15 protein-coding genes are annotated in these 16,403 nt (G+C 67.7%); 10 read left to right on the top strand and 5 right to left on the bottom strand.

The window, feature by feature from the left end; all coding sequences use genetic code 11:
* The first annotated feature begins 126 nt into the window (after nucleotides 1-126).
* The 6 genes from lspA to mutL all read left to right on the top strand — a co-directional run bounded on the left by lspA (nucleotide 127) and on the right by mutL (nucleotide 6,987).
* Complete coding sequence (gene lspA, locus SR870_RS14500) at nucleotides 127-624, top strand: signal peptidase II (protein WP_322514250.1); 498 nt, start codon at nucleotides 127-129, stop codon at nucleotides 622-624.
* Between the two features lie 90 nt (nucleotides 625-714).
* A complete protein-coding gene (locus tag SR870_RS14495) occupies nucleotides 715-1,440 on the top strand; it encodes a hypothetical protein (RefSeq protein WP_322514249.1) in 726 nt (241 codons plus the stop codon).
* 150 nt (nucleotides 1,441-1,590) lie between these two features.
* Entirely contained in the window at nucleotides 1,591-2,976 is a 1,386-nt protein-coding gene (locus tag SR870_RS14490; protein ID WP_322514248.1) for a pitrilysin family protein, read from the top strand.
* Nucleotides 2,977-2,978: 2 nt separating this feature from the next.
* A complete protein-coding gene (locus tag SR870_RS14485) occupies nucleotides 2,979-4,364 on the top strand; it encodes a pitrilysin family protein (RefSeq protein WP_322518274.1) in 1,386 nt (461 codons plus the stop codon).
* A 133-nt stretch (nucleotides 4,365-4,497) separates the two neighbouring features.
* Nucleotides 4,498-4,914, top strand: a complete 417-nt coding sequence (gene arfB / locus SR870_RS14480; protein WP_322514247.1) for an alternative ribosome rescue aminoacyl-tRNA hydrolase ArfB — start codon at nucleotides 4,498-4,500, stop codon at nucleotides 4,912-4,914.
* A gap of 276 nt (nucleotides 4,915-5,190) precedes the next feature.
* Nucleotides 5,191-6,987: a DNA mismatch repair endonuclease MutL gene (gene mutL, locus SR870_RS14475; protein WP_322514246.1), complete on the top strand. Its 1,797-nt coding sequence runs from the start codon at nucleotides 5,191-5,193 to the stop codon at nucleotides 6,985-6,987.
* A 274-nt stretch (nucleotides 6,988-7,261) separates the two neighbouring features.
* Here the strand turns inward: mutL and SR870_RS14470 are convergent, their stop codons facing one another.
* Nucleotides 7,262-8,377: a branched-chain amino acid aminotransferase gene (locus SR870_RS14470; RefSeq protein WP_322514245.1), complete on the bottom strand. Its 1,116-nt coding sequence runs from the start codon at nucleotides 8,375-8,377 to the stop codon at nucleotides 7,262-7,264.
* Between the two features lie 279 nt (nucleotides 8,378-8,656).
* Between SR870_RS14470 and SR870_RS14465 the strand changes: the two genes are divergently transcribed.
* The 3 genes from SR870_RS14465 to SR870_RS14455 all read left to right on the top strand — a co-directional run bounded on the left by SR870_RS14465 (nucleotide 8,657) and on the right by SR870_RS14455 (nucleotide 11,644).
* Nucleotides 8,657-9,220, top strand: coding sequence for a MarR family winged helix-turn-helix transcriptional regulator (locus tag SR870_RS14465; RefSeq protein WP_322514244.1), 564 nt, complete (start codon nucleotides 8,657-8,659; stop codon nucleotides 9,218-9,220).
* Entirely contained in the window at nucleotides 9,217-9,942 is a 726-nt protein-coding gene (locus SR870_RS14460; RefSeq protein WP_322514243.1) for a response regulator transcription factor, read from the top strand. Before SR870_RS14465 ends, SR870_RS14460 begins: the two co-directional genes overlap by 4 nt.
* A gap of 313 nt (nucleotides 9,943-10,255) precedes the next feature.
* Nucleotides 10,256-11,644: an ATP-binding protein gene (locus SR870_RS14455; RefSeq protein WP_322514242.1), complete on the top strand. Its 1,389-nt coding sequence runs from the start codon at nucleotides 10,256-10,258 to the stop codon at nucleotides 11,642-11,644.
* A 309-nt stretch (nucleotides 11,645-11,953) separates the two neighbouring features.
* On the opposite strand, the gene proC is transcribed toward SR870_RS14455, so the two are convergent.
* On the bottom strand, nucleotides 11,954-12,790 hold the full coding sequence (proC, locus tag SR870_RS14450; RefSeq protein ID WP_322514241.1) for a pyrroline-5-carboxylate reductase: 837 nt from the start codon (nucleotides 12,788-12,790) through the stop codon (nucleotides 11,954-11,956).
* Nucleotides 12,791-12,816: 26 nt separating this feature from the next.
* Nucleotides 12,817-13,317, bottom strand: coding sequence for a YbjN domain-containing protein (locus SR870_RS14445; protein WP_322514240.1), 501 nt, complete (start codon nucleotides 13,315-13,317; stop codon nucleotides 12,817-12,819).
* A gap of 355 nt (nucleotides 13,318-13,672) precedes the next feature.
* Between SR870_RS14445 and SR870_RS14440 the strand changes: the two genes are divergently transcribed.
* The gene (locus tag SR870_RS14440) at nucleotides 13,673-14,206 is read left to right on the top strand and encodes a 6,7-dimethyl-8-ribityllumazine synthase (RefSeq protein WP_322514239.1); all 534 of its coding nucleotides are present in this window, start codon (nucleotides 13,673-13,675) and stop codon (nucleotides 14,204-14,206) included.
* Between the two features lie 376 nt (nucleotides 14,207-14,582).
* Here SR870_RS14440 and SR870_RS14435 read toward each other — a convergent pair whose 3' ends face one another.
* Both SR870_RS14435 and SR870_RS14430 read right to left on the bottom strand, forming a co-directional pair.
* Nucleotides 14,583-15,536: a ribose-phosphate pyrophosphokinase gene (locus tag SR870_RS14435; RefSeq protein ID WP_322514238.1), complete on the bottom strand. Its 954-nt coding sequence runs from the start codon at nucleotides 15,534-15,536 to the stop codon at nucleotides 14,583-14,585.
* Nucleotides 15,537-15,692: 156 nt separating this feature from the next.
* Nucleotides 15,693-16,316, bottom strand: a complete 624-nt coding sequence (locus SR870_RS14430) for a hypothetical protein (protein WP_322514237.1) — start codon at nucleotides 16,314-16,316, stop codon at nucleotides 15,693-15,695.
* Nucleotides 16,317-16,403 lie beyond the last annotated feature (87 nt).

Raw genomic sequence — 16,403 nt, 5'->3', positions numbered from 1 at the left:
ATAACCCCTGACGCCTGCCTTCGAGCCCAAGCCGATGACCGACGCCTCGTCTGAACTGGACCGACACGGCGTAGGGGTCCCCGCCTGCGCGGGGACGACGCCACGTCACGGGGCGGGCGCCGCATCATGACCTCGCCCGTCCGCCTCGGCATCCTCGCCGCCGTGGTCGCGCTGGTGCTCGACCAGGCGACCAAGCTGTGGCTGCTCTACGGCTTCGATCTCGGCCGCAAGGGCCTGGTCAGCGTCACGCCGTTCTTCGATCTGGTGCTCGCCTGGAACACCGGCATCTCCTATGGGTGGTTTTCGGGCCAGGGGCCGACCGGGCAGGCGATCATGCTGGCCTTCAAGGCGGTGGCGATCGTGGCGCTGGCGATCTGGATGGCGAAATCGACCACCCGGCTTGCGACCATCGGTCTCGGCCTGATCATCGGCGGCGCGATCGGCAATGCGATCGATCGCCTGGCCTACGGCGCGGTGGTCGATTTCGCCCTGTTTCACGCCGAGATCGCCGGAAAAACCTATAGCTGGTACGTGTTTAACCTTGCCGATACGGCGATCGTTGTCGGCGTGGCGGCGCTGCTGTATGACTCCTTCTTCGGGGCAACCGCCGCAAAAGCGCCCTGATCCCGGCCGATACGGGCAGCGCGGCGAAGGCCGGCCGGCGTTCGTTCTGCAGCCGGCGGCCAATCCACAGATGTGAACAGGATCAACGCCATGCGCCAGATCGCAACCACCTTCTGGATGCTGCAGAAGTCGCCCGCTGCGATGCTGCGTGTCACCCGACTGACGGCCGTCGCGCTCGGCATCGGCCTGGTGATGGCCGGCGGCATGGCGCGCGCCCAGGACGGCGACAACGACGACCTGACCTTCGAAGAGAAGATCATCAAGGGGCTGATGGGCGGTATCGGCGCCACCAATATGGAAAATTCCGGCATCAACTATCGCGAGCGCTCGCCGCTGGTGGTGCCGCGCCAGCTCGATCTGCCGCCGCCGGAAGTCGTCGCCAAGGACGTCAACGCGCCGCCGAACTGGCCGAAGGATCCGGACGTGCAGGCCCGCAAGGAGGCCCGTTCCGCCGCCCGCCAGAGCAAGCCGACGCCGGTCGAATCGTCCCGCCCGCTGATGCCGTCGGAGCTGAATTCGGTTCGCACCGCCGCCAGCAAGGGCACCAACAACGATCCGGTGACGCCCGGCACCCAGCAGAACAATCCGATCCTGAGCCCGTCCCAGCTCGGCTTCACCGGCAGCTTCAGCAGCCTGTTCGGCGGCAACAAGATGGAAACCGCGCCGTTCACCGGCGAGCCTACCCGCGAGACGCTGACGCAGCCGCCGGTCGGCTATCAGACCCCGTCGCCGAATTTCGCCTATGGCACCGGCCCGAAGGAAGCGCTCGGCAACAAGCGCATCGACGTGATGTCGGGCAAAGAAGTCAGCAATTGAGCCGGGGCCGTCTGGCTCCCTTTCTCCTTCCGGCTGCCGTGCCGGGTTGCTTCGATCTTCCGCCGCGCCGCGCCGCGCCCTCGAACGGCGGGCGGCTGCGGCTTGCCGCCGGCCCGATCCGATCTCTCCTACCGGGATGATTGCTTCGACATGAATATATCCGTTTTCCGCCCGCGCGCCGCGTTCGCCGTTCTCGCGACGGCGCTGCTGTTCGCAGCCCCGGCCGCCGCTGAGACCGCCCCCGCCAATCCGCCCGCCACCTTCACGCTTCCCAACGGCCTGAACGTCGTGGTGATCCCGGATCACCGCACCCCGGTGGTGACGCAGATGATCTGGTACAAGGTCGGCTCCGCCGACGAGACGCCGGGCAAATCCGGGCTGGCGCATTTTCTCGAACATCTGATGTTCAAGGGCACCGCCAAGCACCCGGTCGGCGAATTTTCGCAGACGGTGCTGAAAGTCGGCGGCAACGAGAACGCCTTCACCTCGTTCGACTACACCGGCTACTATCAGCGCGTGCCGCGCGATCAGCTCGAGCGGATGATGGCGTTCGAAGCCGACCGCATGACCGGCCTGGTGCTGAAGGACGAGAACGTGCTGCCCGAGCGCGACGTCGTGCTCGAGGAATACAACATGCGGGTCGCCAACAACCCCGATGCGCGGCTCACCGAGCAGATCATGGCGGCGCTGTATCTCAATCATCCCTATGGCCGCCCGGTGATCGGCTGGCTGCAGGAGATCCAGAAGCTCGACCGCGAGGACGCGCTGGCGTTCTATCGCCGCTTCTACGCGCCCAACAACGCCACGCTGGTGATCGCCGGCGACGTCGATGCCGCAGCCATCCGGCCGGCGATCGAGCGGATCTACGGCGCGGTGCCGGCGCAGCCGGCGATTCCGGCGCAGCGGGTGCGGCCGCAGGAGCCGGCGCCCGCCGGCCCGCGCACCGTGACGCTGGCCGATCCGCGGGTCGAGCAGCCGAGCGTGCGGCGCTATTATCTGGTGCCCTCGGCCAAAACCGCCGCCCAGGGCGAAAGTCCGGCGCTCGAAGTGCTGGCGCAACTGATCGGCGGCGGCAGCAACTCCTATCTGTACCGAGCGCTGGTGATCGACCGCCAGCTCGCGATCAATGTCGGCGCCAACTATCAAGGCACCGCGCTCGACGACACCCACTTCATCGTCGCGGCGACGCCGAAGCCGGGCGTCGAATTCTCCGAGATCGAGAAGGCGATCGACAATGTGATCGCCGAGATCGTGCGCCATCCGGTTCGGTCCGAAGACCTCGAACGGGTCAAGACCCAACTGATCGCGCAGTCGATCTACGCGCAGGACAATCAGACGACGCTGGCGCGCTGGTACGGCACCGCGGTGACCTCCGGCCTCACCGTTCAGGACATCCAGACCTGGCCGCAGCGCATCCGCGCCGTCACCTCGGATCAGGTCCGCGCCGTCGCGCAGCAATTCCTCGACAGGAACCGATCCGTCACCGGCTATCTGGTCAAGGGCACGCTGCCGAAGCCCGAGGAGAAGCGCTCGTGATCATGGCCTTCCGCTCGATCAAACGTCTGGCGCTCGCGGGCGCCGTCACCGTCGCCGCTGCACTGCTGCCGGCGGCGCCGGGCTTCGCCGCGGCGAAGATCCAGAACCTGGTCACGCCCGGCGGCATCCATGCCTGGTTCGTGCAGGACGCCACCGTGCCGCTGATCTCGATGGAGTATTCCTTCGGCGGCGGCGCCAGCCAGGATCCGGCCGACAAGCCCGGCGTCGGCCACATGGTGGCGAATCTGCTCGACGAAGGTTCGGGCGACATGGACTCGGCGACGTTCCACGAGCGGCTCGACCGCCGCGCCATCGAGCTGTCCTACGCCGTCACCCGCGACACTTTCCGCGGCTCGTTGCGGATGCTCACGGAAAACCGCGACGAGGCGTTCGGTCTGCTGCACACCTCGCTGACCGCGCCGCGGTTCGAGGCCAAGGACGTCGAGCGCATCCGCGCGCAACTGATCTCGACGCTGCGCCGCCAATCGCTCGACCCGAACACCATGGCGACCCGCAAGTTTCTCGAAGTCGCGTTCGGCAATCATCCCTATGGCCGGCCTTCGACCGGCACGCTGGAGAGCCTGCCGAAGGTCACCATCGACGACATGAAGGCCTATACCGGCCGCGTGCTGGCGAAGGACACGCTGAAGATCGCCGTGGTCGGCGACGTCGATGCCGCGACGCTGGCGAAGCTGCTCGACGACACCTTCGGCAGCCTGCCGGCCAAGGCGCAGCTCACACCGGTGGCCGACATCGTCGCCTCCAAGCCGCCGCAGCGCAGCTTCGTGCCGCTCGACGTGCCGCAGACCGTGGTGATGTTCGGCGGCCCCGGCCTCAAGCGTCACGATCCGGATTTCATGGCCGGCTATGTGGTCAACCACATCCTCGGCGGCGGCTCGCTGTCGTCGCGGCTGTATCGCGAGGTTCGCGAGAAGCGCGGTCTGGCTTATTCGATCTACGTCTCGATGCTGTGGATGCAGCACTCGGCGCTGTTCACCGGCGCCACCGGCACCCGCGCCGACCGTGCGACGCAGTCGATCGAGGCGATCGACGCCGAGATCAAGCGGATCGCCGACGAAGGCCCGACCCAGCAGGAACTCGACGAGGCGAAGTCGTATCTCAAGGGCTCGCAGATGCTGTCGCTCGACACCTCGGCGAAGCTCGCCCAGGCGCTGCTGCAATATCAGAACGACGGCCTGCCGATCGACTACATCGCCAAGCGCAACGCCATCGTCGACGCGGTGACGCTCGACGACGCCAAACGCGCCGCCAAGCGGCTGTGGTCCGACGGCCTGCTGACCGTGGTCGTCGGCCGCACCCCGCAGGCGGCCGCCGATCCGAACGCCGTCAAACCCGCCGGCACCCCGCCGCCGCCGCGCGCGAATTAGGCACAGCGTCATCCTGAGGAGCGCGCCGATTGGCGCGCGTCTCGAAGGATGTGCTACAGAGCCGGTCATCCTTCGAGGCTCGCTGCGCTCGCACCTCAGGATGACGGTTTCCCCTGTGGCAGAGCGGTGCCCCATGCTGCGGATCAGCCGCAATCTTGCGATCGACGACGACGACATCGAGATCAGCTTCGTGCGCGCCTCGGGGCCGGGCGGTCAGAACGTCAACAAGCTGTCGACCGCAGCCCAGCTCCGCTTCGATACCTCGAAGATCGCGCTGCCGGAAGACGCCGCGCTGCGGCTGATCGGGCTCGCCGGCCAGCGCATGACCAAGGAGGGCGTGATCGTCATCCACGCCCAGCGCTTCCGCACCCAGGAGCGCAACAAGGCGGATGCGATCGACCGCCTGCTCGACCTGCTGCGCGAAGCCATGGTGCGCCCGGTCCCGCGCCGCGCGACGCGCCCGACGCTCGGCTCCAAGAAGCGCCGCCTCGAAGGCAAGAAGCGACGTGGCGACGTCAAAGCCGGCCGCAGCGGTCGGTTTGATGATTGAGCCCCACGGACAAGGCAATCGCATTTGGACGATTGGGGTGCCGCAGGGATCACCCTCCCCTGGAGGGGGAGGGTCGCTCGCGCAGCGAGCGGGGCGGGGTGGCGAAGAGTTCATCCGCCGTGCTCGCGGCTCACCCCACCCCGGCGTGTAGCGCGCTTCGCGCGCCACACGCCGACCCTCCCCCTCGAGGGGAGGGTGAAGAGAGCTCTGAATCGCGGCCGCATCGCCATCACCATCAAGGTCGCTTAAACTTCTCGTCCAACTCAGAGTCGCCCCATGCCCGTTCGCCAGCTCCCCGAAACCATCGTCAACCGCATCGCCGCCGGCGAGGTGGTGGAGCGGCCGGCGAGTGTGGTGAAGGAGCTGGTCGAGAACGCGATCGACGCCGGCGCGAGCCGCATCGACATCTTCTCGGACGGCGGCGGCCGGCGGAAGATCGTGATCGCCGACGACGGCGCCGGCATGACGCAGGCCGATCTCGCGCTCGCGGTCGATCGCCACGCCACCTCCAAGCTCGACGACGAGGACCTGTTGCAGATCCGCACGCTCGGCTTTCGCGGCGAGGCGCTGCCGTCGATCGGCGCGGTGGCGCGGCTGTCGATCACCACGCGGCATGCGCGGGAGCCGCACGCCTGGGCGCTCAGCGTCGAGGGCGGCGACAAGTCAGACGTCGCGCCGGCGGCGCTGTCGCACGGCACCCGCGTCGAGGTCGCCGATCTGTTCTTCGCCACGCCGGCGCGGCTGAAGTTTCTCAAGACCGACCGCACCGAGGCCGAAGCGATCCGCGAAGTCGTGCGGCGGCTCGCAATGGCGCGGCCGGACATCGCCTTCACGCTGGCCGGTGAGGAGCGCGCGCCCGTCACCTGGGCGGCGGCGCTGCCAGGCGCGCCCGGGCGGCTGACGCGACTCGGCGATATTCTTGGCGCGGATTTCCGCGCCAACGCCATCGAGGTCCGCTCGGAGCGCGAGGGCGTCGCGGTCGAGGGCTTCGCGGCGTCGCCGGCGCTGACGCGTGCCAACGCGCTCGGGCAATATCTGTTCGTCAACGGCCGCCCGGTACGAGACAAGCTGATCCTCGGCGCGGTGCGGGCGGCGTATTCCGACTATCTGCCGCGCGACCGCCATCCGGTGGTGGCGCTGTTCGTCACGCTGGATTCGCGCGAGGTCGACGCCAATGTGCATCCGGCGAAAACCGAAGTGCGCTTCCGCAACGCCGGCCTGGTTCGCGCGCTGATCGTCCACGCGCTGAAAGACGGGCTCGCGCGCGAGGGCCGCCGCACCGCCGCCAACAGCGCCAGCAGCGTGATCTCGACGTTCCGGCCGGGGGCGGCGCCGCCGGCGAACTGGGACTGGCGTAGTTCGCCGTCCTATCCGGTCGGCGGCGGCGCTGGCTTCGCAGCGCCGTCCTTCGCCGAGCGCACGCAGGCGACGTTCGATGTCGGCGCGCCGAGCGCCGACATTCGTCCGCACGAGATCGCGCCCGATCTGCTCGATCGGCCGCTCGGCGCGGCGCGGACGCAGATCCACGAGACCTATATCGTGTCGCAGACCCGCGACGGCTTGATCGTGGTGGATCAGCACGCCGCGCATGAACGCATCGTCTACGAGCGGCTGAAGGCGTCGCTCGATGCCAACGGCGTGCAGCGCCAGATCCTGCTGATCCCCGACATCGTCGAGATGGACGAGGCGACGGTCGAGCGATTAGTTGGGCGCGCCGACGAACTGGCGCAATTCGGCCTCGTGGTCGAGAGTTTCGGCCCCGGCGCGGTGGCGGTGCGCGAGACGCCGTCGCTGCTCGGCAAGACCGACGCGGCGTCGCTGCTGCGCGATCTCGCCGAGCACATGGCCGAGTGGGACGAAGCGCTGCCGCTGGAGCGCCGCCTGATGCACGTCGCCGCCACCATGGCCTGCCACGGCTCGGTGCGGGCCGGGCGCGTGCTCAAACCCGAAGAGATGAACGCGCTGCTGCGCGAGATGGAATCGACGCCGAATTCCGGCCAATGCAACCACGGCCGCCCGACCTATGTCGAGCTGACGCTGACCGACATCGAGAAGCTGTTCGGGCGGAGGTAGTTCGCGGCTACGTGTAGCGTATTGCCTGCGCCCCAAGCACAGCACGCCCCCTCTCCCGCTTGCGGGAGAGGGTTGGGGTGAGGGCGCCCCGGGCAGTGAGTCCGCGCTTCGCGGAGAGGAGTGCCCTCACCCGGATCGCTGCGCGATCCGACCTCTCCCGCAAGCGGGAGAGGTTACGCCGCGGCCAGATCCCGAGGTTGTTACCAAAGAGATTCCGGGTTCGCACGCAGCTTCGCTGCGCGCGCCCCGGAATGAATCGTCGTTAGTAAGCGGCTTACGCCACGTCCCGGATCCAGCCATGCGTATCGGCGGCACGGCCGTACTGGATGTCGACGAGCTGCTTGCGCAGGCCCATTGCGACTTCGCCGGCGGCGCCGCCGCTGATGGTGAAGTCGCCGCTGGCCGAGCGCACAGTGCCGATCGGCGAGATCACCGCCGCGGTGCCGCAGGCGAACGCCTCTTTCAGCCTGCCGCTGGCCGCATCGGCGCGCCACTGCTCGATCGTGTAGGCTTCCTCGCGCACGGTCCGGCCGGCCTGCCGCGCCAGCGCGATGATCGAATCGCGGGTGATGCCGGGCAGGATGGTGCCGAGCGGCGGCGTCGACAGCGAGCCGTCGTCGAACACGAAGAACACGTTCATGCCGCCGAGCTCCTCGATATAGCGACGCTCGATCGCGTCGAGGAACACCACCTGATCGCAGCCGTGCTCGATCGCCTCGGCCTGGGCGCGCAGCGAGGCCGCGTAGTTGCCGCCGCATTTGACGCCGCCGGTGCCACCGATCGCGGCGCGCGTGTAGTTCTCCGACACCCAGATCGACACCGGCGCAGGCCCGCCCTTGAAGTACGAGCCGACCGGCGAGGCGATCACCGCGAAGATGTATTCCGCCGACGGCTTGACGCCGAGGAAGACTTCGCTCGCGATCATGAACGGGCGCAGATACAGGCTGCCGTCGCCGCCCGGGATCCAGGCGCGGTCGATCCGGACCAGTTGCTCGATCGCCTCGATGAACACCGGCTCGGGCAGCTTCGCCATCGCCATGCGGTCGGCGGAATCGCGGAAGCGCCGCGCATTGGCGTCGGGGCGGAACAGGTTCACGCCGCCGTCGGCGCGCTTGTAGGCTTTCAGCCCCTCGAAGATCTCCTGCGCGTAGTGCAGCACGGCGGTCGCCGGATCGAGCGGGAAGTTGGCGCGGGATTCGACGCGCGCACCATGCCAGCCCTTGGCCTGATCGTAGCGGACGATCGCCATGTGATCGGTGAAGACCCGGCCGAAGCCCGGGTCGGCGAGCTTCGCGGTCCGGTCCGTCTCCGACACCGGATGCGCCGACGGCTGGATGTCGAAATTCAGCCAGACCGAGCCGTCGACCTTGTTGTCGAACGAGAGTCCCATGGACGTGATCTCCTGGATCGGCGCGCCTGCCGGTGGCCGTGGTTGCGCGAGCCCGGCTGATGCCGGCCGCTGGGTGGTTCGGTCCCGGCCCAGGCCGGGAGACATGTTTTGGCGGATCCTGCGAACTCCGCTATGTTTCGGCCAAGCCGTCCGACATTCGCATGCATGCCGTTTCGCCGCATCCGGTTATCGGACCACGCGGGGAAGGGTCGCAAGCGGAATAGTCGAATATTTCGTCTTGGTCGGCCGTTTTGTAACATAAGACCCAGATATGTCAACATGGCTGACATAAATTTCAACGACGACCTGCACGGCGACAGCGCGGCGATCGCGATGCCGAGCCGGCCAGCGGAGGCGTCCGTCGCGGCGCCGCGCTGGGACATCATCGAGCTGCTGTTCTTCGCCTATCGCGACTTCGTCGGCGATGCCGACCACGCGCTGGAGGCGTTCGGGTTCGGCCGCGCGCATCACCGGGTGGTGCATTTCGTCTGCCGCTATCCGGGGCTGACGGTCGCCGATCTGCTCGACGTGCTGCGCATCACCAAGCAGTCGCTCGGGCGGGTGCTGAAGCAACTGCTCGACGAGGGCTACATCGTGCAGAAGGCCGGCGACAGCGACCGCCGCCAGCGCCTTCTTTTCGCCACCGCAAAGGGCGAGGCGCTGGTGGTGAAACTCGCCGGCCTGCAGACCGACCGCATCGATCGCGCGCTGCGCGGTCTCGGCCCGGGCGAAGCGGAGGCCGTGCGCAAATTCCTGCGCGCCATGATCGATTGCGATGATCCGGACAAGGTGCTCCAGACCATTCTGCAGTCCGACGGCGCCATCGCGAAGGATGTCACGTGATTCAGCTCGCAACCCTGGCGAAGAAGCCGGTCCGCCCCGCCGACGATGCGCCGCATCTTCTGCTGGTCGACGACGACCGCCGCATCCGCGATCTGTTGTCGCGCTTCCTCGCCAGCGAAGGCTATCGCGTCACCACCGCCTCGAGCGTGCGCGACGCGCGCGCCAAGCTCGCCGGGCTGAATTTCGATCTGTTGATCCTCGACGTGATGATGCCGGGCGAGACCGGCTTCGATCTGGCGCGCTCGATCCGCGTCGATTCCGACGTGCCGATCGTGATGCTGACGGCGCGCCACGAGGCCGAAGCGCGGATCGAGGGACTGCAGCTCGGCGCCGACGACTACGTCGCCAAGCCGTTCGAGCCGCGCGAATTGCTGCTGCGGATCTGCAATATCCTCAAGCGCACCTCGCCGGCGCCGGCGAGCAAGGCGGAGACCATCGCGTTCGGACCCTATGTGTTCCACATCGAGCGCGGCGAATTGCGCCAGGGCGACGAGATCGTGCATCTCACCGACCGCGAGCGCGACATGCTGCGCGTGCTGGCCGCGGCGCCGGGCGAGACCGTGCCGCGCGGCGAACTGACCGGCGGCGGCGGCAACGCCAACGAGCGCGCCGTCGACGTGCAGATCAACCGCCTGCGCCGCAAGATCGAGCGCGACCCGGCCAACCCGCTGTTCCTGCAAGCCGTCCGCGGCATCGGCTATCGGCTGGTCGCAGCGCCGTAGTGTTGACCGGCTGATAATTTGATCGGCGATATATGAGCAAAGCCTCTCCCCACGCACGACGCAACCTCTCCCCGCCATGCGCGGGGAGAGGTCGACCGGCGAAGCGTAGCGTAGCCGGTCGGGTGAGGGGCGGGGCACGGCCTATGTCAGCAGCGTCGGCATCCGCGGGTCGGCCGCAGCCCCTCACCCCGACCCTCTCCCCGCAAGAGCGGGGCGAGGGAGCGCGCTGTGCCTGGGGCGAGGTCATCGTTCTTGCAAACAGCCTTTCCGGCAAACCCGACAGGCTTGCTACCAAATCGAAGCGGGCCGTCTCATGAGCACGCTCGATACCGGCCTCACGCTGATCCGCTCCGCCTCGCGGCGGGTGTCGGCGGCCAATGGCTGGATGGGGCAGCGCTTCAACGACTTCATGCCGAAGGGGCTGTATGCCCGCGCGCTGCTGATCATGATCGTACCGATGGTGCTGCTGCAATCGGTGATCGCCTTCGTGTTCATGGAGCGGCACTGGAACACGGTGACGCAGCGGCTGTCGGCGGCGGTGGTGCAGGACATCGCGGCGCTGATCGACGTCTACAAGAGCTTCCCGCAGGACAAGGACAACGCCGCGCTGCGCCGGATCGCGCAGAACCGGCTCGGACTGGTGGTCGACTTCCTCGGCCCCGGCGAGATGCCGCCGCCGGGCAACAAGCCGTTCTTCTCGCTGCTGGATCAGTCGATCAGCAAGCAGATCAGCAAGCAGATCGCGCGGCCGTTCTGGATCGACACCGTCGGCCGCTCCAATCTGGTCGAAATCCGCATCCAGCTCGACGACGCGGTGATGCGGGTCTTCGCGCTGCGCAGCGCCGCCTATGCGTCGAATTCGGAGATCTTCCTGCTGTGGATGGTCGGCACCTCGACGGTGCTGCTGGTCGTCGCGGTGCTGTTCCTGCGCAACCAGATCCGGCCGATCCTGCGGCTGGCCGACGCCGCGGAGAGCTTCGGCAAGGGCCGCGACGCGCCGAACTTCAAGCCGCGCGGCGCCCGCGAGGTGCGGCGCGCAGCCCACGCCTTCATCGAAATGAAGAGCCGCGTCGAGCGCTCGATCGAGCAGCGCACCGCGATGCTGGCGGGTGTGTCTCACGATCTGCGCACCATCCTGACCCGGTTCAAGCTCGAGCTCGAACTGATCGGCGACGCGCCGGAAACCGAGGGGATGCGCAAGGACGTCGACGAGATGGCGGCGATGCTGGAAGCGTATCTGGCGTTTGCGCGCGGCGACAGCGGCGAGCGGGCGCAGCCGACCGACATGGCGGCAGCGCTGGAGGAACTGCGCAGCGACGCCGAGCGCCACGGCCACATCGCCACCGTGTCGTTTTCCGGCCAACCGGTGGTGACGGTGAAGCCGGCGGCGTTCAAGCGCTGCCTCGCCAATCTGGTGTCGAATGCGGCGCGTCACGCCGACGCCATCGCCATCGCCGGCCAGCGCGATCATCGCTATCTGACGGTGACGATCGACGACGACGGCCCCGGCATTCCGATGGCGATGCGCGAGGAAGTGTTCAAGCCGTTCCTGCGCCTCGACGACGCCCGCAATCAGGACGAAGGCGGCACCGGCCTCGGCCTCGCCATCGCCCGCGACATCGCCCGCTCGCACGGCGGCGACATCACGCTCGGCGACAGCCCGATGGGCGGATTGCGCGCGACGGTGCGGGTGCCGGTGTAGCTGTCGATTTGTGTCCCGGACGCGGTGCAGCGCGGAGCGTTGCCACACGTACCAACGTCACCACCCGCGAAAGCGGCTGGCCCAGTATTCCAGAGCGCCGATTACTTGAACTGAGCGCTCTGGAATACGGGGTCGCCCGGTCGAGCCGGGCGATGACGGTGGTTGGGACACTGATACCAACACTTGTCATTGCCGGGCTTGACCCGGCAATCCATCCTCTTCGCGAAATGCCACTGCATCGAGGAACGCGCGCTTGCGCGCGCGACGGATGCGCGGGTCAAGCCCGCGCATGACGCCTGTACGCGTCGCTTACTTCGCCAGTTCCTGTGACCGCTTCGCCGCCGCGGCGACGGCGCGGGTCAGCAGCGGGCGGAAGCCGTCGTCGGCCATCAGCACGTCGAGTGCCGCAGCCGTGGTGCCGTTGGGGGAGGTGACGTTCTTGCGCAGCGTCGCGGCGTCGAGCTCCGAGCGATGCAGCAATTCGCCGGAGCCGGCGACAGTGGCGCGGGCGAGGGTCGTTGCGAGCGCCTCAGGAAGACCCGCCGCAACGCCGGCGCGGGCCAGTTCTTCGGCGAGCAGAAACACATAGGCCGGGCCGGAGCCCGAGACGGCGGTGACGGCGTCGATCAGGCTCTCGTCGTCGACCCATTCGACCGCGCCGGTGGCGCGCAGCAGCGCATCCGCGGTGGCGCGCTGGACGTCGGTGACGTCGCTGGCCGCGACCGCCACGGTGATGCCGCGGCCGATCGCCGCCGGCGTGTTCGGCATCGCGCGGACGACGTGGCCACCGATCTGCGCGGCGAGCGCGGCGATCGGGATGCCGGCCATCACCGACACCACCAGCGTCGACGGACCGGCGTAGCTGCGCAGTGCGGAGGCAGCGGCCGCAAAAGTCTGCGGTTTGACCGCCACCACCATCGTCGACACCGCGCCGACGTCGGAGGCCGAGGCATTGATGCGGACGCCGCGGCCGGTCAGCGCGCGGATCTCGTCGGAAGGCTGCGGGTCGATCACCACCACCTCGCCGCCGTCGAGTCCCTGCGCCAGCCAGCCGGTGAGCAGCGCGCCGCCCATCTTGCCGGCGCCGGCGAGCACGAGATTGCCGCCGAGCTGAGCGAGCGGCCGCGGGGCTGGTTTGGTCGTCATTGATCTCTCCAACGAAGCCTGGTCGGTTACGCTTCGCCTTCGGTGTCGAACATCGCGGCCGACATCGCTTCGGACGCGGTCTTACCGGCCCATACCGTGAACTGGATGGCCGGATAGTAGCGCTCGCAGGCGCTGATCGAACTGATCAGCATGGTCTCGCACTGCGCGCTGGTCGCCGACAGCCCGCCCGGCAGCACCAGCGCCTGGCGGAACATGATCGTGCCGGTATGCGTCCACAGATCGAAGTGACCGACCCAGAGCTGCTCGTTGATCGCCGCGATCAGCCGCTGGGTCTCGTTGCGGCGTGCGGACGGCACCTTCATGTCGAAGGCGCAGGCCAGATGCAGCGCCTCGATCTCGCTCATCCAGGTGAAGGACAGCGTGTAGTCGGTCCACTGCCCCTTCGCCGCGATGGTGATTTCGTCTTCGCCGGATCGTTCGAACACCAGATCGTTCGACGCGGCGATGTCTTCGACCGCCTCGAGCGGGTTGTTTCTGGAATCGAAGACGCCTTCGAGGATGGCCATGCCGTCTCGACCTTCACTTTGGATGTGCCTGATACGCATGTGGCAGGCCGATACGCGCCTGTGCCCGGTGGATCGCTGCAAACGCGTGATCCGGACGAACCGAGGTTGCAGAAATGAAATGATGTGATTTGCCGAATCCGTGCAATCCCGAGGCTGGCCCATCCACAGCCAAACCGCGGCCCGTCCACAGTTCGATCGTCGGTGTGAAGAACAAAACGGAATCGGATTCGCGTCGTCCGAGTCCGGCGGTTGGATTTCACCTGTCGCGAGTCCGGCGGCGCGCCGCCGACCTTTGATTCGGTGCCGCGCGCTGGTAGCCTGAGGCTCGTTCCAGAGCAGCAGGCGAGTGACCCCGATGACCGACACCGTGACCGATCCCACCGACGCGCCGCCGTCTGCGCCCGCGGCAGCGTATCCGCGGTTCGCGCGGCCGCAGCGCGTCGCCTTCGTGCAGTCGTCCTGGCATCACGACGTCGTGGCGGAATGCTGGGAGGCGTTCGCGCGCGAGATCGTCGAGCGTGGCGTCGACGCGTCGCAGGTCGATCTGTTCGAGGTGCCGGGCTCGTTCGAAATTCCGCTGCACGTGCAGACGCTGGCCAAGACGCGGCGCTACACCGCGATCGTCGCGGCCGGTCTCGTCGTCGACGGCGGCCTCACCGGCTTCGTCGCCGAAACGGTGATCAAGGCGCTGATGGATGTCCAGCTCCGCACCGAGGTGCCGGTGTTCTCGGCGGTGGCGACGCCGCAAGCGTTCGAGAGCGGCGACGCGCAGGTCGCCTTCTTCAAGCAGCACTTCGCCGCCAAGGGCGCCGAAGTCGCCCACGCCTGCGCCGACACGCTGCTCAGCCTCGAACGTCTGCGCGGGCAGGTGGCGGCGGGGATCGTGTGAGGAATTGTGCCGGTGCCGTTGGGCAGCGCGCATGAGTATTAGAGCCGTTCTGCTTCCGATGGAATCAGCACTGGCCTTCAGGGATACTCGCCGCAGGCACAACCTCATGGTGAGGAGGCGCGCAGCGCCGTCTCGAACCATGGCCGCCGGCCATCATGCGTCGCCCCATCCTTCGAGACGCCCGGCTTCGCCGGTCTCCTCAGGATGAGGAGTCAGTGCATCTGGCAAGGGTCATATCGCTTCAATCCCTCTCCACCGTCATTCCGGGGCGCGAGCGCAGCTCGCGAACCCGGAATCCCGAGGGTGCCCTGAACGTCTGGATTCCGGGTTCACGCGCTGCGCGCGTGCCCCGGAATGACGGCGTGGGGGTGAGTTATCAGTCGAACAGGCTCGACACCGACTCTTCGGAGGCGGTGCGGCCGATCGCTTCGGCGATCAGCGAGGCGATCGACAGGGTGCGGATGTTGGCGCTGTTGCAGACCGCTTCGGTCGGCTGGATCGAGTCGGTGATCACCAGCTCTTTCAGCTTCGAGGAATTGATGCGGGCGCAGGCGCCGCCGGACAGCACGCCGTGGGTGATGTAGGCGTAGACCTCCTTGGCGCCGTTGGCGAGCAGCGCGTCGGCGGCGTTCACCAGCGTGCCGCCGGAATCGACGATGTCGTCGATCAGGACGCAGGTATAGCCCTCGACCTCGCCGATCACGTTCATCACTTCGGATTCGCCGGCGCGTTCGCGGCGCTTGTCGATGATCGCCAGCGGCGCATTGATGCGCTTGGCGAGGCCGCGGGCGCGCACCACGCCGCCGACGTCGGGCGACACCACCGCGACTTTCGACAGGTCGAAGCGCTCCTTGATGTCGCGCACCATCACCGGCGAAGCGAACAGGTTGTCGGTGGGGATGTCGAAGAAGCCCTGGATCTGGCCGGCATGCAGATCGAGCGTCATCACCCGATCCGTCCCCGCATGGGTGATCAGATTGGCGACCAGCTTGGCCGAGATCGGCGTGCGTCCCCCGGCCTTGCGGTCCTGGCGGGCGTAGCCGAAATACGGGATCACCGCGGTGATGCGGCGCGCCGAGGCACGGCGCAGCGCGTCGGTGATGATCAGCAGTTCCATCAGGTGGTCGTTGGTCGGGAACGACGTCGACTGGATGATGTAGACATCCGAGCCGCGGACGTTCTCCTGGATCTCGACGAACACCTCGTTGTCGGCGAAGCGGCGAACGCTGGCCTTCGTCAGCGACATGTTCAGCCACGAGGCGATGTCGCGCGCCAGCGCCGGATTGGAATTGCCGGCGACCAGCTTGACGGAGCCGTTTTTCCACGACATCGACGCGTTTCCCCTCGCCGCGGTGGATACAACGTTCAGCATATCGGTTGACTCATCAAAACGGACGCTTTTGCGAGCGAGGTGATATCAGCCGGTGACGTGCGATGGCAACCCGTCGCAGGCGGTTTTCCGATGCGGATTCGACATAGGTAGCGGTCAGCGGGCGGCGAAACTCAGGGAGCTCGCCGGCGGCGCGTCGCTCGCCGGGCCGCCGGTGTCGGCGCTGGCGATCGCCGGGCCGCGCGAGGCCGGTGCGCTCGGCGCCGGTCCGGGCGTCGCGGGTTCGGCCGGTAAGGTCCCGTTCACCAAACCGCTCAGCCCGGTGAAGCCGGCCTGGGCGATCCGGCGCAGCACAGTGTCGTCGGCCTGGCCCCAGGCGTCGCGCCCGGAGCGGCCGGTCGCTTCCTCGCCGGACAGCCGCAGCGTGCGCTGCTGGTTGCGGTCGTAGACGTCCCAGACCCAGGCGATGTTGGTGCGGTTGCCACGCACCTGCGCGGAGAGATAGCTGCGCACGCGGTAGGCGGCGGAGCCTTCGCGCGACACGATCGGGATGTTGCGCAGCTTGGATTCGCTGTCGAGCACCGACACCATGCGGTCGAACACCGGCGGCGGCGGGCCGTCGATCGATTCGAACGCCACGGTGGATCCGCCGCCGGCCGAAGCCATCGGGCCGGAGCCGCCGCCTTCGGTGACGCAGCCGCTCAATCCAGCCATCAGCCCCAGCAGCAGGACGGCGCGCGCGGGGCGCGTAGCGGGCTGGCGGAGCGGGCGAACGATCATTGCGGGTTCCGTCGAAAGGCGCGGCGCTACGGCCGCCGGACGGAGGAAGCGATATCGTTAAAATCCGTTAAGGTCTAGGGCAGCGCG

This window comes from Rhodopseudomonas palustris, assembly GCF_034479375.1.
Taxonomy (GTDB): domain Bacteria; phylum Pseudomonadota; class Alphaproteobacteria; order Rhizobiales; family Xanthobacteraceae; genus Rhodopseudomonas; species Rhodopseudomonas palustris_M.
The sequence above is the reverse complement of the archived record's forward strand: the minus strand, read 5'-3'. Positions and strand labels throughout refer to the sequence as shown.